Here is a 22,230-nt window from a genome sequence, read left to right as displayed (position 1 = left end):
ACGCCCGGTTACATTCCGAACCCGGAAGCTAAGCCCTCCAGCGCCGATGGTACTGCACTCGTGAGGGTGTGGGAGAGTAGGACGCCGCCGGACAATCTTTCAGAAAAGGCCACCCCTCACGGGGTGGCCTTTTCTGCGTCTCAGCCGCCAACGGGAACGGGTGGACCGTCCTTGAGCGTCACGGTCGCGCTCGATCCAGGATGTAGTGGCTTTGGTGGTGTGCGGGCACCACGACAACCAGGATATTGCGCGATCTTGCGTCCGCCCCTGGGCCGGGTGCCCACGGATAGGCTCGGTCTGTGGACGAGGTCCTGATATTCGTGGTGTTCGCGGGCTGCGTGGCCGCGGTCCTGAGCACCCTGTGGTGGCTCGCATCCCGGGTCCGTCGTCGTGGCATTGGGGGCGAGGTCATGGGCCCGTTCGAGGAGATGTGGCACCCGGCGGCGCACCGCTTCCGGGCCGAGATCCGGGTGCAGGAGAGCCGCACGGTGCCGATGCCGCCACAGGGTGGGAGGCGCGATGGGGGCCCGGCGGCAACGCCGCCGAGCTGACCCACACCTGTGACTTCAGGAAAAAGGCCGACCTGGAAGTGGACCTCAGGACGTCTTCGGGCCGCAGACGTAACGGGGTTCCGCGTCGTAGCGCCAGGTGAACTTCTCCCGCTTGACCACCACGCCGCCCTTCTTGATGACCCGGAAGGCGTCCTGGGTGAAGCCGTTGATGCCGTTGGTCTCGATGCACGAGGGCCCGGGGGTCAGGTGGATCTGCTTCGGCGTCGTGATGTTGCGGCGCGGGCCGTACTCCGTCTTCACACTGTCGTAGATCTTCGTGCTCCAGATCGACACGGTGACCGAGCTGGACGTGTACGACGTGTCGATGAGGACGCCGTACTCGGTGTTGTTGCGGAACTTGAAGTCCAGGTTGGGCCAGAAGATGGTCGACTCGATGACCGCCGGGTACCTGTCGAACCAGTACGAGTGCGGCTTGTGCTCGACGTCCTCCAAGCCGGCGTAGTAGGTCGCGTTGAACAGCGTGGTGGTGAACTGCGAGGTGCCACCACCGACCCCCGGCACCAACTTGCCGTCGAGGATGACCGGTGCGTCCCGGTAGCCCTGGGCGTAACCGCGTTCCCCGGTGTGACCGTTGAGCGAGAACGTCTTCCCGGGCAGCACGACGGTGCCGTCCACCTTCTTCGCGATCGTGGCGATGTTCTGGCTGCGCGACGAGGCCATGCCGCCGGTGAACCGGGTGGTGAAGGTGGAGACCCGCTCCTTGATGCCCAGGCCGGCGAGCTTCTCCGCGGTCAGCTGCGGCGGCGTCGGCTTCAGCTCGCCGGTCACCTCGCGACCGTCTACCTTCGGCAGCACGGCGAGCAGGTCCCGACTGAGCGCCGCCGTGTCCAACTGCTGCCCGGACTGTCCGTCCTTCACGGTGGGCCGGCCGCCGGCAATCGTCATCGTGGCGTCCTTCGGCGGCACCTCGATGGCGGCCAACTTCTCGCCGAGCGCGGTGCGCAGGCGCTTGACGTCCACGGTGGGGGTCAGTTTGCCGGTCTTGTCGGCGTTGAACCGCAGGCTCTTCGCGATGGCGGCGGGCGGGACCGTCACCGAGCCCTTGCTGGTGCGCAGGGTGACCGGTGCGGCCACCGCAGGCTTCGCCAGCTCGTTGACCAGCCGATCCAACTCCTCCGGGGTGGTGGCCGGGTGGGTCTCCACCAGGGGCACGGTGACCGGCTCGCCGGCCAGCCAGCCGGCGCGGACCACCTCGGCGGAGCGCTCCGGGTTCAAGGCCAGCCCGGGCTTGGGCTGCACCACCTTCGGGGTGGTGCCCTGATAGGTGATCGCCGGCATCGTCATCCCCTGGGCCTGGTCGCCGAGCACCTTGCGGAGCGCGTCGTCCAACCGGCCCACGTCGACCGTCACCACCGGCTCGACGGCGCGGGAGCCGACCAGCCGGCTGACCGGGTGCGCGTCGGCCTCGGCCGCCGCCGCGACGGTCGCCGGCACGTCGACGGCCAGCCCCACGTCGGCCGGTTTGATCTCGGCGGTACGCCCGTCGACGGTCACCTTCAGCGGTGTGGCCAGCGTCGCCGCCCGCCGGTCCAGCTCCGCCCGCAACTCCCGGTCGGCGTCCGCGCGGCTCCGGCCGCCCAGTTCGGTGCCGAGCACGCTGGTGCCACGGGGAACGTCACCGGCGTACGCCCAGGCGCCGGCGCCCGCCACGGCGGCGAGGACACCACCGGTGATGCCGGCGGCGAGCAGCATCCGCACCCGGCGTGACCGGCGCGGGCCGTTGTCGGGTTCGCCGGGAGCGGCTGTCGTGACCGGCTCAGGTCCATCGTCCGGCCAGGTGACGGCGGTGACCTGCACGGTGGGCCGGTCGTCGACAGGTGGACTGCTTTCGCCGTACAGCGTCACTGCAACCTCGATCGCCAGGGTGCCGCGGGAGGTCCTTCCCTCCCGGAGCCACCTACGGTAACGAATGCCCAGCCGTCCTCGTGGCTGCGCCCACCAGGCGCTGCCACCGCGTGTCGTACGGCGTGTCGCACCGAGCCGGGGGCGGTGCCGGGGGCGGATCACCGACGTGGCACGGTGACCGGGTGGGCACTGCGGAGCGGGTGTTGGCGTACGGGGGCGGCTGGCTGGACCGGGCAGGCCCGTTGCGCACCGATCCGACGCGGTTGAGCGAGCTGTTCGCCGAGCCGACCACGGTGCTGCTGGCCATATGGCGGGACCGCTGTCTCGTCGACGGCGACGGGCCGGTTCGGCTCAGCGCGGAGCGCGCGGCGCTGGTCCGATCCGCCGCCGCCGAGACCGTCTTCCTGGGGCTGGACGCGGAGACCGCCGTGTTCGCCGCGGACCTCTCCGACCTGCCCGAGCGGTCCGCCGTCGAACTGGCCGGTGCGGTGCGGTCCGTCGACGTGCGGGCCCTGGTCGGGCGGCTCGAACCCGGTCACGCGGCCGTCCAGGCGTACGCCAGGGGTTTGTTGCACTGGCACCGGCAGCAGCGATTTTGCGGGACGTGCGGCGCGGCGGCCGTCACCGGCGGCGGCGGGCACCTGCGGACCTGCACCGGCGCGGAGTGCGGGCGTCTGCTGTTTCCCCGGATCGAGCCGGCGATCATCGTGTTGGTCGAGGCACCCGGTCCGCCCGGGCGGTGTCTGCTGGCCCGGCACGCGGGCGCGGCCGAGGACGCGTACTCGACGCTCGCCGGTTTCGTCGAGGTCGGCGAGAGCCTGGAGGACGCGGTCCGTCGGGAGATGGCCGAGGAGGCGGGCGTGACCGTCACCGACGTGACCTACCAGGGGTCGCAGGCGTGGCCGTTCCCCGCCGGCCTGATGGTGGGCTTCCGGGCCACCGCCACGTCCGACGAGGTACGCGTCGACGGCGAGGAACTGCTGGAGGCGCGCTGGTTCACGCGGGCGCAGCTGCGGGACCGGGTGGCCTCGGGTCGTCAGCTCGGTCGGGTGGACGCGATCGACCACCGCCTCCTGGCGGACTGGCTCGCGGAGGGTTAGTCGGGCTCGCCCACCGGCGCCCGGGCTGGCCGACGGGCCGCCACCGCCATGATGGCGGTGACGACGACAGCCGTGCCCAGGGCGGCGAGAAGGAGACCGGGGACGGTGTGCGGCCGCAGCGTCGCGGTGACGGCCACCAGGCCGGCCATGCCCACCCACAACGGCGTCGCCGCCCACCGCGTGCCGGCCGCGAGCCGGTCGTTGAGCAGCACGAACGTCACCGCGTAGAGGGCGCCGACCGCCGCGAAGAGGGGCGCGTACCGGCCGAGGTGGTCGTAGTCGGGCCCACCGGCGAGGCGGAAGGCGAGCCCTCCGGCGAGCGCCGAGGCGAGCACCAGGACCAGGCCGCATCCGCCGGTCACCGCGAGCGCAACCGTTCGGCTGCGCCGGTCACCGCGGGCCAGCCGCGGTAGGGCGAGGACGGCGGCGACCTGCGGCGCCCAGAGCGCGCCCTTGCTCAGCACGGTGCCGACCGAGTACGCCCCGGCATCCGACGGGGGCAGCAGTTGCCGGGCCAGCAGCAGATCGGCGTAGGAGACGACGAGCATCGCCAGCGTCGCACCGCAGCCGGCGACAATCTGAGCGACGGCCAGCCGTGGGACGTCGGACTGTCGTCCGGGCTCGCGGGCGAGTCGGGCCAGCACCGGCGGGGCGAGCGCGGCGGTCAGCGCGCCGGCCGCCAGCGCGCCGGTCGGTCCCGCGCCGAGCAGCAGTCCGGCGATCACGCCGCCGTAGCGGCCGGCGGCGAGCACTGCCATCCCGACGGCGAGTCGTACGAAGCGCTGGCCACCCTGCAACTCGCCGAGGGACCGGGAGGAGAGCACGATCGCCGCTGTGCTGACCGCCAGCAGTGCGGGCATCTCGGCCGGAAGGTCCAGGGCGGTGACCAGCAGTGGCGTCGCCGCGATGAGGGCCCCCGCGCAGATGGCCGCGGTGATCGCGGTGAGCCGTCGAGTGTCGGAGGACCCGTGCCGGGCGTGGTGCACGGCGACGGCCAGTTGCAGACCGAGCCCGGGCACACCGGCGATGGCCACCAGACCGAGGGCGGCGGCGAGCGCGCTGAGGTCGGCCGGGTCGAGCCGCCGGGCGGCCAGCACCGGCACCACGTACGCCAGGCCGTTGACGAGTACGCCGGCCACCGTGACGCTGATCCCGGCCGCACCGAGACCGTTGTTCCGTCGGCCCGGCTCCTCCGTCTCCGCCATCCGCTCTGTCGCCTTCGGACGGACGGGTCGCCGAAGGCTCACGTGATCTCCGAGAAGGTCGGACGCTGCCCGTCGGCCGGGCCGGTCGCCTGGTCCGGGCCGGTCGCCGGGTCGGGCTCGGCCGCGTCGGGCTCGGTCTGGTCGGGCTTCGCCGCGTCCGGTTTCGATTCCTCCGCGACCAGCGCAGTCGCCGCAACGGCCGAGGTCACGGCGGTCGGCGTGGTCCGGCGTACGGGTCGTCGACGGGCGGCGGTGGAGAGCCAGAGAGCACCCAGGGCGACGACGGTCGTGAGTTGCAGCAGGGCGTCGGTGTCGCGTTGCGTCGAATTCAGGTAGAGCCACCCGGCGAGCACCAGGAGCGCTCCCGGCAGCCAGGTCTCCACGGCCCGGCTGATCGTCCTGGCCCGACGTGGGTCAGCTGACCAGGGCAGGCGGCGTGGCCCGGGCACCGCCAGCATGAATCCGGCGGCGACCAGCAGGCCGCCGATGAGGCCGCTCCACAGCACCAACGCGCCGGCCCCGACCGCCAGCAGTGGCAGTGAGCGGGTGACCCGGCGTCTGCCACGCGGTAGGGCGCACGTCGAGGTTCGCCCGGTGGGCTGGCGGGCGGGCAGCACCGCGAGGAGGACCACCGCCGCCAGCAGGACGCCGCCGAGCAGAAGGCCCGCCCGGTACGTCGTGTCCGGGGCGAAGCGGAGTACCACCTCCCCGGAGGTGCCAGCGGGAAGAATCCAGCCCTGCTGCCATCCGTCCACCACCAGCGGCTTCAGCGTCCGCCCGCCGATGGTCGCCTCCCAGCCGGTGTTGGTGTTCTCCCGAACGGCGAGTACGCGGTCGACGGGGTGGTCGGCCACCCGTACCCGCCGCTCGGTGGCCGTCCAGGAGCCGACCTCGATGGCGCTGGCGACCGCCGCAGGGGTCGGCGTGGGCGTCCGCGGCACCAGGGCGACCCGAGTGGGCGAGGCGAGCTTGCTCGGTGTGGTCACGATGCGGTGCTCCCCGCGGCCCAGGTCGAGCTGTCGGGGCGTGTCCCGCCCGCACGGTGTCACCGCCATCTCGCGTAGTTCCAGCAGGTCGCGGAGTGTCCCGCGGAGCGTGGTGGTCACCCGGGACGCGCCGATCCGCAGCGTCGGACCCGACCCGCAGGCCAGCGTCACCGGTGCGTCGGGGCGCGGTTTGACCGTTGACGCTCCGGGCAGCACTGTCACCTCGCCGACCGCGACGGGCAGCTTCTCCGGCAACCGCAGCTTGTACGGGTCCGTGCTGGTGGCGGCCGGCTTGTCGAGGAACTGGATGGTGATCTCGTCGGTCCGCATCGGCGGGTCCAGGCGAAGGAGCCCGTCGTCGCCGAGCAGGCTGCTTCGGAAACCGTCGTCACCGACCACCCGCACACTGCCGAGGCGGGTGGCGGCCGCCTCGTCGTCCACGGAGAACCGGAGTCCGGTGATGGTCTGCGGCTTGAGCCACTTGAGGCGCAGGATCGGTGCCTCGTCGCTGACCGCCGGTGACCAACTGGTGGTCGGGTCCCCGTCGAGTGCCGCGCCGGCCCGACCTGTCGGGTCGGGAACGGCCGTTGAGGAGGCGCTGACCTGCGCCGCGAGGCGCAGTGGCTGTGCGTCGGCCACCAGCTTGTCGAGAGTGTTGTCCAGGTCCGGGCCGGCCGTCGGCCGCGCCCACAGCTTGGCCTCGTAAGCCCCGGCGGCGGGCAGGGTGAGGGTCCGGTCGATGCTGGAGCCGTCCTCGGAACCGCGGACGGCGTCGGTGGAACAGTGGGGGTGGCCGTCGACGGTGAAGCAGGCCGGGGTGGTGGGCGGCGCCGACACGACGACGGTCGCCGGCCGGTCGGTGGTCGGTGCGGCGGGAAGGACAAGGGTCCGGCTCGTCTGGACGCCGGGAATCGTGATCTCGGCGAGGCCGACCGACCCGTTGCCGAACGAGCGGAGGTCGTACGCGTCGTCGATCGAGATCTTGACCGTGCGGGTGGCGTGGACGCCGGGCAGCTCGAAGACCATGTGATCGCTGAACTGTTCGACGGTGCGGCTCTCGTACCCGGCGGCGACGGTCACCGTCGTGGGCAGGGCGTCGGCCTTCAGGTCGAACCAGACCTCGACCCGGGTGACCCGGGTCGGGTTGGCGAGGCCCACCTCGACCCACTGACGGTCGCTGGGCGAGTACGGCGCGGACTGCCAGGACGTTTCCGGATTGCCATCCATCGCCGCGTACGGCTGGTGCTCGGGGCGGGCACCGCCGGGGGAGTCCACCTGCGAGCGGGCGGTCGACGCGCGGATCGCGCTGATGCCCTCGAAACGGGCGACGGTGGACTGCTGCGCCCCCCACTCGGGCAGGTAGTCGTGGGCGGGCGCTGTCACCTCGAAGGTGTCGTCGGCGGTGAGAGTCTGTGAGGCGTTGTCGCGCGAGCGGCCGAACGACACGTCGCGCCTGCGCAGCCCGTCGGTCATCGCGACCGGCCCGGTGATGCCGGCCGCCGTCGCATCGCCGGCCAGGACCGTCGGCGCCGTGCCGAGCTGCCCTGCCGCGGCGAGGTCGAGGAGCGACTCGGGGCCGCCCACAACTGTGGTCACGGCGTCACGGTCGTACGCGACAACCGGCTCGACCGGCCGGTCGACCCGGTAGACCTCCAACGCCCGGACGGGCACGTCGAGCCCCTGGTCGCGGAACTCGTCCGGGGACGAGGGCCCGCCGCGCAGGGGGCCGAAGGAGGTGACGCGGGTCAATCCGGGTGAGCGGTCCAGTGCCTGGCGGACCACAGCCGGGCGCGCCGTGTCCGAGCGGCCGTGGTCCAGGTCGGCGCGGAACAGGACGTGGCTGATCCCGGACCGGGCGAGCAGGTCGGCCAGGCCCGCCGACCCGGCGCCGGTGGCGAGTGTCGACTCGATCGCGTCCAGCAGCCGGATCGTGGTCGGTGGGGTGAAGGGGATGGAGTTGCGTACCGCCCACCGGCTGTTCAGCAGCGGCTGGGCGATCTCATCGGTGGTGTTGCCCCAGTCGTACGAGGGGAAGCGCGCCCCGGGTACGACGAGTACCCGCCCGCGCCCGGTGTTCGCGTCGAGCCAGTCGGTGGCCTCGTGCCAGTAGCCGGGCACCGCCTTGACGCTGCCTGGCGTGGCGAGACCGCCGGCGAGCGCGGGCGTGGCAACCGCCGTGACGGCGACCATGGCCACACCGGCTGTGAGCCAGGCGCGTGCGACAGTTCGTGGGCGGTGCTGCTCGGGCGCGGTGCGTGCCGCGCGGATGGCCAGGCCGATCAGGTGCGCCATACCCAGGGCCAGGGGCAGGCGGAGCAGAACGTCGAACTTGTGCACGTTACGCAGGGGGGCACCGACGCCGTCGAGGAACTCCCGCTGCGGGCCGGCGAGGATGTTCGGCAGGTCACCGACGTGCCCGAGACCGACGAGCGCGGCGCCCAGCACCAGACCGGTGATGAGGAACCGGCGGTGCGGCATCCCGCGTCGGGACAGCCCGAGGACACCGAGGGCGGCGACCACCAGGGTGGCGGCGACCAGTAGCGCCTCGTTGGCGAGTCGTGCGCCGGCCGGAAGGATCGGCCCGAACGGGGTGGCGAGGTAGGCGAGCCAGTAGGAGGCGCCGCGGAGGGTCGTCACCGCGTCGGTGACGCTGGTCGTGTTCCGGGCGGTCTCGATGTAGTCCAGGAAGGGTGGGCTGTACCGGCCCAGAACGAGCAGCGGAACCAACCACCACGCCGTGGCCAGCGCCACCGCGCCACACCACGCGGCGATGGCGGTGACGCGGCGGCGTACGGGCTGGAGGGTGGCGAGCCAGAGCAGGGCGAGTGGCACCACCGCGGCCACGGCTGTGGCGTTGACTCCGCCGGCGCAGGCGACGGCGACGGCCGACCCGGCGACGGCGCGCCGCAGCGGGGTGCCGCCGGCGAGGCCCACCAGCGGGATGAGCACCCAGGGGGCGATGGCGCTGGGCCAGGACTCGACCGAGGCGTAGCCGAGTTGGGTGAGGATGCGGGGTGACAGCGCGAAGGCGACACCGGCGATCATGCGTCCGGCGGGCGTGCCGATACCCAGCCTGCCCGCCAGCCGTACCACTCCCAGGTAGGCGACACAGAAGATCAGCGCCCACCACAGCCGCTGGACCACCCACGGCGCGATGCCGAGTTCCGATCCGAGCAGGAAGAACGGGCCCATCGGCCAGAGATATCCGTACGCCTGGTTCTGTAGCTGACCGAACGTGCCGTTGGGGTCCCAGAGGTGCAGCGAGCGGAGCAGCCAGCCGGCCGGGTTGACACTCAGGTCGATCTTGGTGTCGGGGACGACCTGGCCCGGGGCCTGCTGAAAGGCGAGGGCGGTCAGCGCGATGCAGATGACCAGGTGCCGGAACCGTCGGGCCGTGTGCCGGCTTCGACTGGACACCGGAGCGGCGCCACCGGTCACCTCTGCACGCATTTCGGCTCCTGTCTTCACCGGCCGGACGCGCACCTGCAGCCGACTACTGTCGCGCGACGTTATCCGGACCGGGCACGGACGGGCGACCAGGGGCGCTGCGGTGGCGTTATCGGGAGAACGGCCGTCCCCACGGCGTGTAAGCGTGTGGCAGGCTGCCGACCATGTCAATGCCAGAAGCTGAGGCCGAGACGCATCCGGAAGGCGTCACGTCCGACGGTGACCGGCCGGGGCCGATCGGCCGATGGGTCCGTGCCGACCGCGTCCGCGCGGTGGCGATCGCCCTCATCGTCGTGTCCGTCGCCTGGCGCGCCGGCCTTGCCACCCGTGGCTGGTTCTCGCAGGACGAGTTCGTCATCGCCGCCCAGGTCCTCGACACCCGGTTGGACGTGGACTTCCTCCTGCGTACCTTCAACAACCACCTCATGCCCGGCGGCCTGCTGGTGGCGTGGGCGATGGTGCGGGTGGCGGGCTTTGTCACCTGGCCCTGGGTGCTGCTGCTGGCGGTCGGTCAGGCGGCGATCGGGTTCGCCGTCTACCGGTTGCTGCGCGATCTGCTCCGACCAGGCTGGGGGCTGCTCATCCCGCTGTGCCTGTTCGTGTTCAGCCCGCTGACGCTTGAGGTCTCCTCGCTGTGGTTGGTCGGGCTGCTCGTGATGCCGATGCAGTTGGCCCTGGTCATGGCGGCGACGGCTCAGGTCTGGTACGTGCGGACCGGTCGGCTGCGACACCTCGTGGTGGTTGTCCTGTGGGTGGTGTTCGGCCTGCTCTTCGACACCAAGTCCCTGCTGATCGTGCCGCTGCTGTTCCTGCTGACCGTCTTCCTCTTCACGTCGGGCGGCCCCTGGCGCAGCCTGGTGACGACGGTCCGCCGGCACTGGCCGGCGTGGCTGGTGCTCGGTGCGCTCTCGGGGGCGTACCTGGCGTTCTATCTGACCCGTCCCGCCCGCGAGTTGGACGAACCCACATCCGTCGGTCAGGTCCTCAAATTCCTCGGTGACCTGGTCGGCGAAACCGTCGTTCCGGGTCTGCTCGGCGGACCCTGGCGTTGGGCGTACGCCGGTGACGGTCCGCCGGCCGTGAACCCGTACGACATCGCCAAGTGGCTGTCGTGGGCGGTGCTGGGGGCTCTCATCGTGGTCACCGCGCGGCGGCGCCCGTCGGCCCGGCGGGCCTGGTTGCTGCTCGCGTGCTACCTCGGGCTGGTCGCCGCGCTCTTCGCCGTGACCCGCCTCGGTGGGCCGCTCGGCTCGTTCGTGGGCATCATTCCCCGGTACGTCGCCGACGTGGTGCTGGTCGCCGCGATCTGTGTCGGCGCGGCCCTGTTGGGGACGAAGGACGCCGATGAGGACGACGTGTCCGCGTGGCCGCTGCCGACCGTTCTGCGGGAGCCGGGTGCCTTCGCGGTCGGTCTGGTCTCGATAATCGTCGTCCTGGCCACCATCGGGGTGGGCACGCTGTGGAGCACGGCCCGTTTCGGGGACAACTGGAGCACCAAGTACGGACGGGACTACCTCGCGACGACGCAGATCGAGCTTGCCGCCGCCGCGCCGGGCACCGTCTTCCTGGAGACCACCGTCCCGGACCGCGTCATCGCCGGCTACTTCTGGCCGGACAATCTCCAGTCGCACTTCTTCCGCCCGGCCGAGCGGCGGCCTACCTTCGTGGAGGAGGCCGAGAAGCCGTTCATGTTCGACGACTTCGGCCGGATCCGTCCGGTAGTGGTTCAGGGGCGGAAGGTCGTGCCCGGGACGGTGCCCAACTGCGGGCACCTGGCGGAGGGTGGTGTACCCGCCCGGATCCCGTTGGACGGGTACCTGGAGGAGTGGCCGTACGCGGTCCATTTCGGCTATGTCAGTTCGGGCGACTCGACGGCACTCTTCCGTCTCGGGGACGCGGTCCGGGTAATCACCCTGAAGCGCGGGCTGAACGACGTGTTCTTCCTGCTGGAGGGGGCTGGGGACGCCGTCGAGGTCACCGTGAGCACCTCGGGGGTCCGGGTGTGCACCCAACTGATCACCGTCGGCCGCGCGGTGCCGGCACTGTGAATGGTTGAGCAGACCACCGGCGTCGGGGCCCCACCGGTGCGGCGGGCGCGGGACACGTTGCCGCTGTACGCCGTTGCGGCGGCTGTCACGGTGCTGGTGCTGGCCCCGCTCGCGGCACCGGGATACGCGCTGCTGTACGACATGGTGTTCGTACCCCGGCAGCCGCTGAGTTGGGATCTCGTCGCCCCTGCGCAGACTCTGCCCCGGGCGGTGCCGATGGACGCACTGATGTCCCTGGTCACCCAGCTCGTGCCGGGCTGGGCGGTGCAGCGGGTGGCGCTCGGTGGAGCGGTTCTCCTGGCCGCGGTCGGTGCCGGCCGTCTGGTGCCGACGGAACGGCTCGCGGTCCGATTGCTGGCCGCGGTGGCGTACGCGTGGACGCCGTACCTGGCCGAGCGGTTGCTGATCGGACAGTGGGGGCTGCTGCTCGCGTACGCCGCGCTGCCCTGGTTGGTCCGGGCGGCGCTGGACCTGCGGACGGGTCGTGATGGCGCGCTCGCCCGGGTGGTGCTCGCCGCGGCTCCCGCCGCGATCACCCCGACCGGTGGGTTGATCGCGTTGGGCACTGTGGCCCTGCTGGTGCCGGACCGGACGCGCCTTCGCCGGTCGGCGCTCGTGGTGGGCGGCGTCGCGTTACTCAACGCCCCCTGGGTGACCGCGGCCCTGGTCACCGGCGCTGGCGGGTCATCCGATCCGGCGGGGGTGGCGGCGTTCGCGGCGCGTTCGGAGAACTGGGCCGGTCCGCTGGTGGCGCTCGCGGGTACGGGTGGCGTCTGGAGCGCACAGGCGACCCCCGCCAGTCGCGCTGCGCCGCTGGTGCCGCTGGCGACCCTGCTCCTGCTGGTCCTGGCCGGTGTCGGTGCCGGCCTGTTGCGGCGCCGGGTGCCCCCGGGTGTGGCGGTGCGGCTGGCGGTGCTCGCCGGGATCGCCTGCCTTCTCGCTGCCCTCGGGGTGCTCCCCGGTGGGGCCGCTGTGTTGCGCTGGGCGGTGGTGCATCTGCCGGGCGCGGGGCTGCTTCGAGACGGCCAGAAGTTCCTGGCCCCGTACGCTCTGCTGCTGGTGGTGTGTGCCGCGTTGGGAGCCGAGCGGTTGGTGGCCAGGATCGACCGGGAGGTGGCGGGGGTGGTTCTGGTCGGCCTGCTGCTCCTGCCGGTGGCCGTCATGCCGGACCTTGCCTTCGGCGGTGCCGGTCGGCTTCGTCCGGTGAGCTATCCGGCGGACTGGCAGGCGGTGGCCGAGCGGGTGGCCGGCGAGCCGGGGGAGATCCTCGCGCTGCCGCTGTCCGCCTACCGGGCCTACCCATGGAACCCGGGACGTATCGTCCTGGATCCGGCGCCGCGCTACCTGCCGGGGACGGTGCTGACCGACGACACGCTCCGGGTCGGCGACGTCGCGGTGGCCGGGGAGAACCCACGGCTCCGCGAGGTGCGCCGGGTGCTGGCCGAGGGGCGGCCCGTCTCGGCCACCGGTGTGCGCTGGGTGGTCGTGCAGCACCAAGGGCCCAGCGAGGTCGACCCGGCGACCCTTCGTGATCTCGAAGTCGTCCACGAGGGACCGTTTCTCACTCTCTACCGAAACCCGGCCGTTCCTCCGGAATCGGATGCCCCTGGACGTGGTGCGTGGGCTGTCGTGATGGCGCTCGGCGCTGCCCTTCTGGTGGTCATGGCGGCCGCCATTTCGGCACTACACCGGCGTCCTACCGCGTGGTAACGTCCGCTCGCACGTCTCGCCATTGGAGGATTGGCATGCGTAGAGCTCTGACCCTGGTCGTCTCCGGCATGGTGGCGGCGTTGCTGGGGATCCTGGCCCTCGGCGGGCTCTCGGCCGCCGCGACCGCCACCGACAAAGAGGCGGCCAACGAGGCCAAGAGTGTTTCGGAAGCGGCCAAGCGTGCCGGAAAGAAGGACCCGTACGCCCCCGAGGTCTACGGCGACAGGTAGGACGGCTCGCCCCGCTGCTGCACTGGGCGGGGCGACTCCACCCCGCTCAGCAGGTCCGCGAAGCGCCCACCCGCGACCTGCCAGGTGAAGCTCGCCGCGTGCTCCCGGGCCTGCGCCCCCATCTCTCGCCGCATGTCGTCCTCGCGCAGAAGCGTGCGCACCTTCGCCAGGTAGTCGTCGATGTCGTCGGCCAGCAGGCCGGTACGCCCGTCGACGACAGCTTCGGCGACCCCACCCGCTTCCCGGAACGCAACCGTTGGCGTGCCGGCGGAACCCGCCTCGACAATCGTCAGGCCCCAGCCCTCCTTGAGCGACGGGGTCAGGGCGACCCAGGCCGAGGCGAGCAGAGCCGCTTTTTCCTCTTCCGTCACGAAGCCCCGGAAGTCCACCCGCTCGGTGATGTCCAGCTCCGCGGCGAGTTCACGCAGGTGCGACTCCCACCAGCCCTGGCCGGCGACGACCAGCCGCAGCTGGGGCAACTCGTCGGCGAGGGCCGCGACCGCCCGCAACGCCACCTCGACCCGCTTGTGTGGCACCAGCCGATTCAGCGTCACGAGCAGCGGGAACGGCGCCCGCTCGGCGTCGGTGCGGGGCAGCGCCGGGGTGCCGTTGTGCACCACGGCGACCTGCTCCGGCGGTACGCCCAGCACGGCCAGCTCGCTGCGGGTGGCCTCGGAGACGGTGACGTACCGGCACCGCCGGTAGACGCGCACGGCCAGCGACGACTCGACCCACCAGCCGAACCGGGCGGCCCATTTCGGAAGGACCACCGGCCACTGCTCGCGATGCACGTGGTGGATCAGCTTGACCACCGGGCGCCGTGCCCACAGCGGGGAGAGGAACGGCAACCCGTTGCAGACGTCGACCAGGATGTCGGGCCGGCCGCCCCGACGGCTCGACAGCGGGCCCACGCCCAGCGCGCCGGCCAGGTAGCTGAGCGCCGCCCAGAGGTAGACGGTGTGTCTGCCGCCGCGCCGCACCAGCCGAACGCCTGCCTCGTTGACCTCGTCGCCGGGTGCCTCGCTGTGGGCGGCGCAGAAGAGGGTGGCGCGGAAACCGCGCGCCACCAACTCGGCGGCGATCCGTTCCACGTACACCTCGGACCCGCCACCCTCGGGGTTGCGGGTGTCTCGCCAGTTGAGGAACAGCACGTGTCCGGGCATGCCGAAGCGACGCTCCACGCGAACCCTACTCTCAAGTAATTTAGGGACGCGCGTCACACTAGGGGGCCGGGGTGCCGGCCGGCAATGCCCTGATGGGGCAGCGCTGATCGACTGGCGTTACGTGCCGACAGTGGGTGCCGGCGTGACCGTCGGCGCCGCGACGGCCGGTGCGGCCACGTCGACGGTGGGTGTGCCGGACGCCTGCCCGCGCCTGGCCGGTCGCTTCCGACGTTGCGATCCGAGCACCTGCAGGGGCCGCTCGACGCCGTAGTAGCTGACGGTGGCGTACATCAGACCGAAGACCATGGTGAGTGCGAAGGTGTTGAACAGTCCGCCGGTGAAGAGCGGTCGGTCGTCGATCAGGTAGATGAGTTCGATGACCAGCGGGTGCCACAGGAACAGCCCGTACGAGACGGTGCCGAGCCATCGGGCCGACTCGGCGGCGAAGATTTCCTTGGCCCGCGTCCGCCCGCCGAAGGCCACCGGGATCAGGATCAGCGTCGCGATCGCGAGGTACAGGGCCAGCTTGACCGCGAATTCGGCGGCTGTCGGACCGGTGAGGTCGCGGGGTCCGGCGATGGGCGTCGTCGCGATCGCCATCAGGGCGACCGCCGCTGCCCAGCAGGCAATCGGCGCCGAAGCGAGGTCGTCCAGTACGCGGAAGGCGGCGGGCGCGGTCCCGGTGCGCAGGGCGACGTGCGCCGCCGCCAGGGCCATCCCCGCGCCGAACCAGGCCGCGTACGAGGGGAGCCACATGGTGTGCAGGCCATTGCTGAGCCAGCCGATCCCCAGCAGCGCAAGCCATCCGGCGGTCACCAACAAACCCCCGCAGACGATCACGACGGTTCGGACGGGACGCCACGACCGACCAACAGCGAGCACGGCGATCAGCGGCAGGATCAGGTAGAACGCGACCTCGGTGGCGAGACTCCAGGTCTGGCTGAGCCCGGAGCGCAACTGGCCCGGCTCGTAGATCTGGGTGAAGGTGAGATGGCGAATCCAGTCACCGACGGACGCCGGCCGATTCTGCGGCAGGACGATCAGGCAGACCAGCACCGCCAGCCAGTAGGCGGGCAGGATTCGTAGCGCCCGCCGCCAGAGGTACCGCCCGGCGCGCGGTCGGGCCTGTCCCGTCGCGGCGTTCAGGGCCCACGGTCGGAACAGCAGGAATCCGGAGAGCACGAAGAAGATGGCAACGCCGACGTCGAGCCGAGCCAGCCAACCGCCCCACGGGGTGTTCATGGTGGCAGCGGTCTGGAACCCGATGTGGTGACCGACGACCGCCACGGCGCCAATTGCTCGCAGCGCGTCGAGTGCGGGGAGTCGGTCGGTAACCGAAGTCTGCGGAATTGTTGGCGCGGCGGCTGTGGACATCTGGACATCCAGGGGGTCGCTTTGAAGGTGACCGGGGAGTAACCTCCCGCCATGTTAAGGATCGGGTGCCCCGGACAACAGGTCGTAGGGCGGCAGGCTACAGGAGGATGAGTGAAGCTTCGCGTGGGCGCCGCGCTCTTCGGGCTCGGTGTTTTGTTGCTGGTCTTCGCGGCTGGGCTGCCGTTCTACGTGGCCCCTTCCGTGACCAAGCTCCCGTATGACCTTGAACCAACGACGTCCGTCGCGGAGGCAAAGAACGCCAAGTTCCTGAAGATCACTCGCGTCGGCGAGTCGGTGAGCATCGAGGTCCTGCAAGGTGACCTCGTCTCCAGCGTCGAGGTCATTCCTCAGCCGGACGACACAAGGGACCGGCTACCCGAGGACCTCAAGGGCGACGCGGTGATCTGGGACGTCTACCAGACCGTCAGGCGTGCCGACACCCCTGATGTGGTCAGCCAGTACAGCACCGAGCTGGCTCTCGACCGGATCTCCGGCGCGGCCGCCCCGTGGAAGGAGCAGTGGCTCAACGAGAGCGGCGCGGAGCAGACTCCGGTCGGGAACGTGACCTACTCCGGCCAGATCTACAAGTTCCCGTTCGGCACCGACAAGCGGGACTACCAGGTTTTCGACCGTGACCTGAAGCGGGCCGTCCCGGCGAAGTTCGTCGGCACCGAAAAGATCAAGGGCATCGAGGCGTACCGCTTCGAGCAGCGCATCGAGAACGAGGCGCTCAACACCCCGGAGGCGAGCCTCAAGCCGCTGCTCGGCAGGTTCGCCCCCACCGCCACCAGCGGTCAGATCGTCTACAGCAACACCCGTACGCTCTGGGTCGACCCGGTGACGGGCTCCTACGTGAACGTCCGGGAACAGCAGAAGAAGGAGTTGCGCCCGGACACCGGCACCGCCACGGTGTTGCTGGACGCGGACTTCAACTACAACGACGACACGGTCAGCCGCAGTGTCGAGACGGTCAAGGACAACCGCTTCAAGATCGGCCTGATCAGTGTCTGGGGCCCGATCGCCGCCGGTGTCCTCGGTCTGATCGCCCTCGTCGTCGGCGTGTGGCTGGTGATGCGGAACGACGACGGTGCCGCCCGGCACCGCGCCGACGCGGCTGTGGCACCCGGCACCGACCCGACCCGTACCCGGGTGGACCAGGAGCCGGTACGCGACGCGGACACCGCCGAGCAGCCCCGGACCGAGCCCGCAGGCGGTCCACTGACCGACGAGATCCCGCCGGCGTCGACGAACTGGAAGTCCGAGGACCCGACGGTGCCGACCCAGCGCCCGGCGCACGGCGAGGTCGAGCAGCGCTAGACGGGTACGACGCGATGCACGTTCGAGGGGTGGACCGCGGGTGCGGTCCACCCCTCAGTCGTGAGGCGGCGTCTGCCTCGGATGCCCTGCGTGGCGCACGGCGTACCGCGTGCAGACCCAGTCTTCGCTGTACAGCCGATCGCGCCACTGCCCGACGATCTCCCCGTCGTGTGCGGCCATGAGCCGCACCATGTCGGCGTGCGGTACGACCGTCATCTTCATCGGCGCCGGGTAATTGAGCAGGTGACGCTGTGCCCAGCTGATCAGGCGGGCCGGCGCCAGGTGCCAGACGATGCCCCTGGCCGTGTGCGCCGGTTCGGTGGGGAATCCCACGACGGCGGTGCCGCCTGGCCGCAACACGCGCAGGAACTCGGCCAGATAGCGATCGATGGCGGGGCGCGGTAGGTGTTGCAGCACCAGGGCGCTGTAGACCAGGTCGAAGTGACCGTCGGGGAACTGGCTCAGGTCCGGTGCGTCGTTGAGGACGAACCGGATGTTCTCGGCGCTCTGGTTCAGTCGCCGGGCGGTCTCCAGCATCGTCGGAGCGATGTCCACACCGACGACCTCGTCCGCGTGTGGGGCGAGTGCCTGCGACAGTCGCCCGACGCCGCAGCCGAAGTCGAGCACCCGCTCCCAGCGGGTGGGCAGGCCGAGTTGGCGAAGTTGGCCGGTCGTCTCCTCGACGTCGGTGCGGCCGGTGGCCAGGAACTCCCCGACGTCCCACCGTCCGCCGCGTTTGCCGGGCTCGACGAGTACGGCCCAGAGCGGATCTTCAGCTCCGAGCTTGGTCCAGTCGCGTCGCACGTCGTTCAGATGCACGCCGAAACCCTAGGACCTCGGGCCGCTCGGTGGGGTCCTGCTGTCTCCGGGATCGCCTGGATGTTCGGGCGAGAGGACGAGCCGAACGGCTCTCCGCAGCCTGCGTACTTTACATCCGTTACCTAATTGTAATTCCTCGATGCCCTGCGACTCTCTGCTGTCGGGGGGCGGGGTTGTGCCGCTTTTGTCGCCTGCCGAGGCTTCTGTCCACACAGGTAGTTCCACGAATCGTGACGTCGACCGTCTGTTGGATCGCCCTCCTGTTACCGCCGGATGGTCAGGGGGTTGTGAGTCGCGCCGCAACGGGTGCACGATCAGGCTCGATCGTTACCCGCCGGTAACACATGCCGTGCCCGGTGCGAGGCCGCCAGTCCGGGACCGGCCACCTGAGGAGGAACCCGTGCAGGATCGCTTTGAGGATCAGGGCCGTACCCGTTGGCGGCGGTTCGCCGCCATGGCGGTCCCCGCCACCGCCGCCGTCGGCGCCATCCTGTTCGGCATGTCGACCGGCGCCATCGCGTCCGACGTCACCGTGTCCGGACAGACGTTCAAGATCGGCGCGGCGCGCCTCGAGGGCGACGGCTTCAAGCAGTACGGCGGCGTCGTCCGCGAGAAGGGTGAGGACGGCAGGACCCACCCGATCGCCGTCGCCGAAATCAGCAGCGCGGAGCTCTACAACCTCTGCCAGTCCATCCGCTCCGACCTGCCCGGCCTGCCCGTGGTGCTCACCATCAACGCCGGTGAGGGCAAGGAGCCCGCCCGGGCCAAGGACCTGCTGATCGCCATGGACTCGCTCGACGGCAACGCGACGTTCACCAACATCAAGATTGGCCGGGACGCGAGCGACCTGAACGCCACGGCGCAGAAGGGCTCATTCGGCCAGAACTCCGACCACGTCAGCATCACGAACCTGCAGCAGGTGTCCCGGTACACCACGGCGGCCACCTTCAACCTGGTCGGACTCCGGTTGAAGGTCAACGTGGGCGACGAGGCCAAGGGCAAGGAGTGCTTCTGAGGTGAGTCGGGCCCGCGGTGGCCGACCACCGGGGGTGCCGTCCCCTTCCCCGTCCCCGCTCCGCCAGGAGGAGTACGTGACAACCGCCAACGCGTCCCACGCCCGGCCCGGCGGCACGGCCCAGGCGTGGCAGACCTTCCGCCGCTGGCAGCGGAGCCGACCGTTCTGGGGAGGCCTCTTCGTCGCCCTGGCCGGGGTGGAGATGTTCGCCTCCACCCGGATGACGATCAACGGCCTGAGCTTCCACAGCGGAGCCACCGGTCTGCTCTCGCTCCTGATCCCGGTCATCCTGGTGACCTGCGCCCTGCTGCTCTGGTTGAGCCCGGCGCAGCGGCTGTTCTACTCGGTCGTCGCGGCGGTCACCACGGTCTATTCGCTGATCGGGCTCAACCTCGGCGGCTTCTTCGTCGGTCTTCTGCTCGGCATCGTCGGCAGCGCGCTCGCCTTCGCCTGGACCCCGACCCGACCTGCGCCAGCCGCTGCCGACCTGTCCGACACCGAACTGCCCCTCACCGAACGAATCGATGCGGATCAGCCTGGCGCGGAGCAGCGCGGAGTCGAGCGGCTCGACACGGAGCGGATCGGAGTCGGGCAGACCGACGCGGCCGGCGAACCGGTGGACCGCCCGGCGAGCGACGCGACCGACGCGGGAGCACCCCCCGAGTGGCCGGGACGTCCTGCTGATCCGCGGGTGTTCGGAGTCGCGCTGCTGGTGCTGGGCCTCGCCGCGGCCGGCCTGGCCACCCAGCCCGGAGCGGTGCAGGCCGCACCGACCCGACCCGCCGCGACCGCCTGCCCGACCCCGTCCCGGTCCGTCACGCCGTCGCGCAGCCCCTCCACTCCCACCAGGACGCCGACCCCGACACCGAGCGTCAGCCCGGAGCGGGACGGCAACATCATCACCGACATCCTGGATGGAATCGGGGACCTGCTCAACGGTGGACGCGACGAGAAGACCGCGACGCCGGCGGCCACCCCGACCGCCAACCCGTCGGCGAAGCCGACAGTCACGCCGACGGCCCGTCCCGGGTCCACGGCCTGCCCGTCACCGAACCCGGGCGGGTCAGGTAAGCCCGGGACCACGACACCCGACAAGCCAGACAAAGCGGAGCCGGGCAAGCCGCTGCCCCGCATCGCGGCCGACCCGAATCTGCCGATGGTGGGCGAGACGCCGTCCAAGCTCACCGGCTCCAAGGTCACCATGACCGGGCTGCGGTTCGACGGGACCACCGAGCTGCGGACCGAGAAGGGCAGCCTCAAGGTGCTGAAGTTCAGCATGCGGGAGGCGGTGACCGACGACTTCCTGCTGGTCGCCGACGGCCCCGACGGGCGCACCCAGCGGTACAAGACCGACCGGCTGACCGTCCGCGGTGACGTGGCCTTCTACTCCACCCGGTTCGTCGGCAAGCTGCTCGGCATCAAGCTCACTCTGACCCCGGACCTGCCGTTGCCGGACGGGATCCCGGTCACCCTGCCGATCTCGATCACGTTCACCGACCCGGTCATCGATCTGGCGTTCGTCACCAGTGACACGCTGACCGCCCGGCCCTCGTTGGCGCTGGCACTCGGCTGAACGACAACCGTCCCGATGGCTCCGGGTGCTGGCGGTACGACGAACCGCCAGCACCCGGGCCGTCAGAGACTCAGAGCCGGGCCAGCGCCCGACGCAGCGGGTCGAGACCCAGCGCACCCAGGTCCAACGCCTGCCGGTGGAACTCCCGCAGGTCGAAGTCGGCACCCTTGCGGGCCTTGGCGTCCTCGCGGGCCTGCAACCAGATCCGCTCACCCACCTTGTACGACGGCGCCTGCCCCGGCCAACCGAGGTAGCGGTTCAGCTCGAAGCGCAGGTTCTCGTCCGGGACCCGGCAGTGCGCCCGCATGAACTCCCAGCCCAGCTCGGGCGTCCAGCGCTCGCCCGGGTGGAAGCCGAAGGGATTGTCCTTCGGGATCTCCAGCTCCAGGTGCATGCCGATGTCCACGATCACCCGTGCCGCGCGCATCGCCTGGCCGTCGAGCATGCCCAGCTTGTCGCCCGGGTCGTCCAGGTAACCCAGCTCGTCCATCAACCGCTCCGAGTAGAGCGCCCAGCCCTCGCCGTGCCCGGAGACCCAGCAGAGCAGCCGCTGCCAGCGGTTGAGCAGGTCGGCCCGGACGGCGGTCTGCGCCACCTGGAGGTGGTGACCGGGCACGCCCTCGTGGTAGACCGTGGTCACCTCCCGCCAGGTGGAGAAGTCGGTGATGCCCTGCGGCACCGCCCACCACATCCGACCCGGGCGGGAGAAGTCCTCACTGGGGCCGGTGTAGTAGATGGCGCCGTCGCTGGTCGGGGCGAGGCAGCACTCGATGTGGCGGACCTGCTCCGGGATGTCGAAGTGGGTGCCGTGCAGCTCGGTGATCGCCTTGTCGGCCAGCGCCTGCATCCAGTCCCGGAAGGCCTCCTTGCCCTGGATGGTCCGGGCCGGGTCGGCGTCCAACCGGGCCACTGCCTCGTCGACTGTGGCACCGGAGCCGGCGATGCGCCCCGCCACGACGCGCATCTCCTCCTCCAGCCGGGCCAGCTCCGCGAAACCCCAGGCGTACGTCTCGTCCAGGTCGACCTTGGCGCCGAGGAAGTACTGAGAGGCGAGTTCGTAGCGCTCCCGGCCGGCGGCCTGCTTGTCCCGCCCGTGCGGGGCCAGCTCGGTACGCAGGAACTGGCCGAACTCGGCGGTCGCCGCCGTCGCCGATGCCGCGCCCCGACGCAGCTCCGAGCCGAGCGTGCCCTCCGCTCCCAGCCGCTCGACCAGCCCGTGGAAGAAGTTGTCACCGGTCGGGTCGACCCAGATGTCGCACTGCTTGGCCACCTCGACCAACTGCACCTTCGAGCTGACCGCACCGACGGCGAGCGCCTCGCGCAGGGTGGTCTTGTAGCCCTCCAGCGCGGCGCCGAAACCGTTGAGCCGGGCGGCGATGTTGGCCTGGTCGTCGCTGGTCGCGGTGGGCATCAGGTCGAACACCATGCGGATCTCGTGCAGCCCGCTGGTGATCACACTGACCTCGCTGGTCACCTCGCCGGCGTCGTACCGGGCGAGGTCCAGGCCGAGTCGTTCCTGCATGGCCTCCTTGGCGGTCCGTTCCGATTCGGTCTCCGGCTCGGTCACCTCCAGCTCGGCGAGCGTCCGGCGGGTGAGGTCCGCGCGGGCCCGGTAGCCGTCGGGCGACAGGTCGTCGAGCTGATCGTCATGGCCGGCGATGCCGACGAAGGTCGCGCCGGTGGGGCTCAACGGCGCCCACTCGGCCACGTAGCGGTTGGCGAGTTCATCAATTCGTCCCACGCTGCGACACTACGTGACCGCCCCACCGCTTTGTCGCCGACGTTTGTTGTGTTCGAGCTGCGGGTTCGGGCACGGCGTGACGGCC

General features: G+C 71.0%; 15 protein-coding genes and 1 rRNA gene. 9 read left to right on the top strand and 7 right to left on the bottom strand.

Features of this window, described 5'->3' with window-relative positions:
- Positions 1-93: ribosomal RNA gene (gene rrf, locus IF22_RS33570) — 5S ribosomal RNA — on the top strand; the annotation flags it as partial.
- A gap of 206 nt (positions 94-299) precedes the next feature.
- Positions 300-551: a hypothetical protein gene (locus IF22_RS0103240; RefSeq protein ID WP_051708133.1), complete on the top strand. Its 252-nt coding sequence runs from the start codon at positions 300-302 to the stop codon at positions 549-551.
- Between the two features lie 45 nt (positions 552-596).
- On the opposite strand, the gene IF22_RS0103235 is transcribed toward IF22_RS0103240, so the two are convergent.
- The gene (locus IF22_RS0103235) at positions 597-2,417 is read right to left on the bottom strand and encodes a VanW family protein (RefSeq protein ID WP_030328198.1); all 1,821 of its coding nucleotides are present in this window, start codon (positions 2,415-2,417) and stop codon (positions 597-599) included.
- 182 nt (positions 2,418-2,599) lie between these two features.
- On the opposite strand from IF22_RS0103235, the gene nudC reads away from it, so the two are divergent.
- A complete protein-coding gene (gene nudC / locus IF22_RS0103230) occupies positions 2,600-3,517 on the top strand; it encodes an NAD(+) diphosphatase (protein WP_030328196.1) in 918 nt (305 codons plus the stop codon).
- Here the strand turns inward: nudC and IF22_RS0103225 are convergent.
- Together IF22_RS0103225 and IF22_RS0103220 are read right to left on the bottom strand one after the other, a co-directional pair.
- Entirely contained in the window at positions 3,514-4,722 is a 1,209-nt protein-coding gene (locus IF22_RS0103225) for a lipopolysaccharide biosynthesis protein (RefSeq protein ID WP_051708132.1), read from the bottom strand. The two genes, nudC and IF22_RS0103225, sit on opposite strands and share 4 nt — an antisense overlap.
- A gap of 38 nt (positions 4,723-4,760) precedes the next feature.
- Positions 4,761-9,158: an alpha-(1->3)-arabinofuranosyltransferase gene (locus IF22_RS0103220; protein WP_081883665.1), complete on the bottom strand. Its 4,398-nt coding sequence runs from the start codon at positions 9,156-9,158 to the stop codon at positions 4,761-4,763.
- 167 nt (positions 9,159-9,325) lie between these two features.
- Here IF22_RS0103220 and IF22_RS0103215 point away from each other — a divergent pair, with 167 nt between their 5' ends.
- The 3 genes from IF22_RS0103215 to IF22_RS0103205 are packed head-to-tail and all read left to right on the top strand — an operon-like array spanning position 9,326 to position 13,143.
- Positions 9,326-11,203 carry a hypothetical protein gene (locus tag IF22_RS0103215; protein WP_425339837.1) on the top strand — a complete coding sequence of 626 codons (1,878 nt, stop codon included), beginning with the start codon at positions 9,326-9,328 and terminating at the stop codon, positions 11,201-11,203.
- Positions 11,204-12,913: an MmpA family trehalose lipid delivery protein gene (locus IF22_RS0103210; protein ID WP_036410646.1), complete on the top strand. Its 1,710-nt coding sequence runs from the start codon at positions 11,204-11,206 to the stop codon at positions 12,911-12,913.
- A gap of 35 nt (positions 12,914-12,948) precedes the next feature.
- On the top strand, positions 12,949-13,143 hold the full coding sequence (locus IF22_RS0103205) for a hypothetical protein (protein WP_030328187.1): 195 nt from the start codon (positions 12,949-12,951) through the stop codon (positions 13,141-13,143).
- Here the strand turns inward: IF22_RS0103205 and IF22_RS0103200 are convergent.
- Positions 13,128-14,306, bottom strand: a complete 1,179-nt coding sequence (locus IF22_RS0103200; RefSeq protein WP_156057253.1) for a glycosyltransferase family 4 protein — start codon at positions 14,304-14,306, stop codon at positions 13,128-13,130. The two genes, IF22_RS0103205 and IF22_RS0103200, sit on opposite strands and share 16 nt — an antisense overlap.
- A 117-nt stretch (positions 14,307-14,423) precedes the next feature.
- Positions 14,424-15,680, bottom strand: coding sequence for an acyltransferase family protein (locus IF22_RS0103195; RefSeq protein ID WP_081883664.1), 1,257 nt, complete (start codon positions 15,678-15,680; stop codon positions 14,424-14,426).
- Positions 15,681-15,791: 111 nt separating this feature from the next.
- Between IF22_RS0103195 and pgfA the strand changes: the two genes are divergently transcribed.
- Positions 15,792-16,997: a cell envelope lipid trafficking protein PgfA gene (gene pgfA / locus IF22_RS0103190; RefSeq protein ID WP_030328181.1), complete on the top strand. Its 1,206-nt coding sequence runs from the start codon at positions 15,792-15,794 to the stop codon at positions 16,995-16,997.
- Between the two features lie 54 nt (positions 16,998-17,051).
- Here pgfA and IF22_RS0103185 read toward each other — a convergent pair whose 3' ends face one another.
- The gene (locus IF22_RS0103185) at positions 17,052-17,816 is read right to left on the bottom strand and encodes a class I SAM-dependent methyltransferase (protein WP_051708130.1); all 765 of its coding nucleotides are present in this window, start codon (positions 17,814-17,816) and stop codon (positions 17,052-17,054) included.
- Between the two features lie 400 nt (positions 17,817-18,216).
- On the opposite strand from IF22_RS0103185, the gene IF22_RS0103180 reads away from it, so the two are divergent.
- Both IF22_RS0103180 and IF22_RS0103175 read left to right on the top strand, forming a co-directional pair.
- Positions 18,217-18,831, top strand: coding sequence for a DUF6230 family protein (locus IF22_RS0103180; RefSeq protein WP_030328177.1), 615 nt, complete (start codon positions 18,217-18,219; stop codon positions 18,829-18,831).
- 76 nt (positions 18,832-18,907) lie between these two features.
- Entirely contained in the window at positions 18,908-20,404 is a 1,497-nt protein-coding gene (locus IF22_RS0103175) for a DUF6114 domain-containing protein (protein WP_030328176.1), read from the top strand.
- A 70-nt stretch (positions 20,405-20,474) separates the two neighbouring features.
- On the opposite strand, the gene IF22_RS0103170 is transcribed toward IF22_RS0103175, so the two are convergent.
- Positions 20,475-22,145 (bottom strand): DUF885 domain-containing protein, encoded by a 1,671-nt coding sequence (locus tag IF22_RS0103170; RefSeq protein ID WP_030328174.1) that lies wholly within the window; start codon positions 22,143-22,145, stop codon positions 20,475-20,477.
- Positions 22,146-22,230 lie beyond the last annotated feature (85 nt).

The organism is Micromonospora parva (genome assembly GCF_000718515.1).
Lineage (GTDB): Bacteria > Actinomycetota > Actinomycetes > Mycobacteriales > Micromonosporaceae > Micromonospora > Micromonospora parva.
Note: the sequence above shows the minus strand (reverse complement) of the source record. Positions and strands in the feature narration are given on the sequence as shown.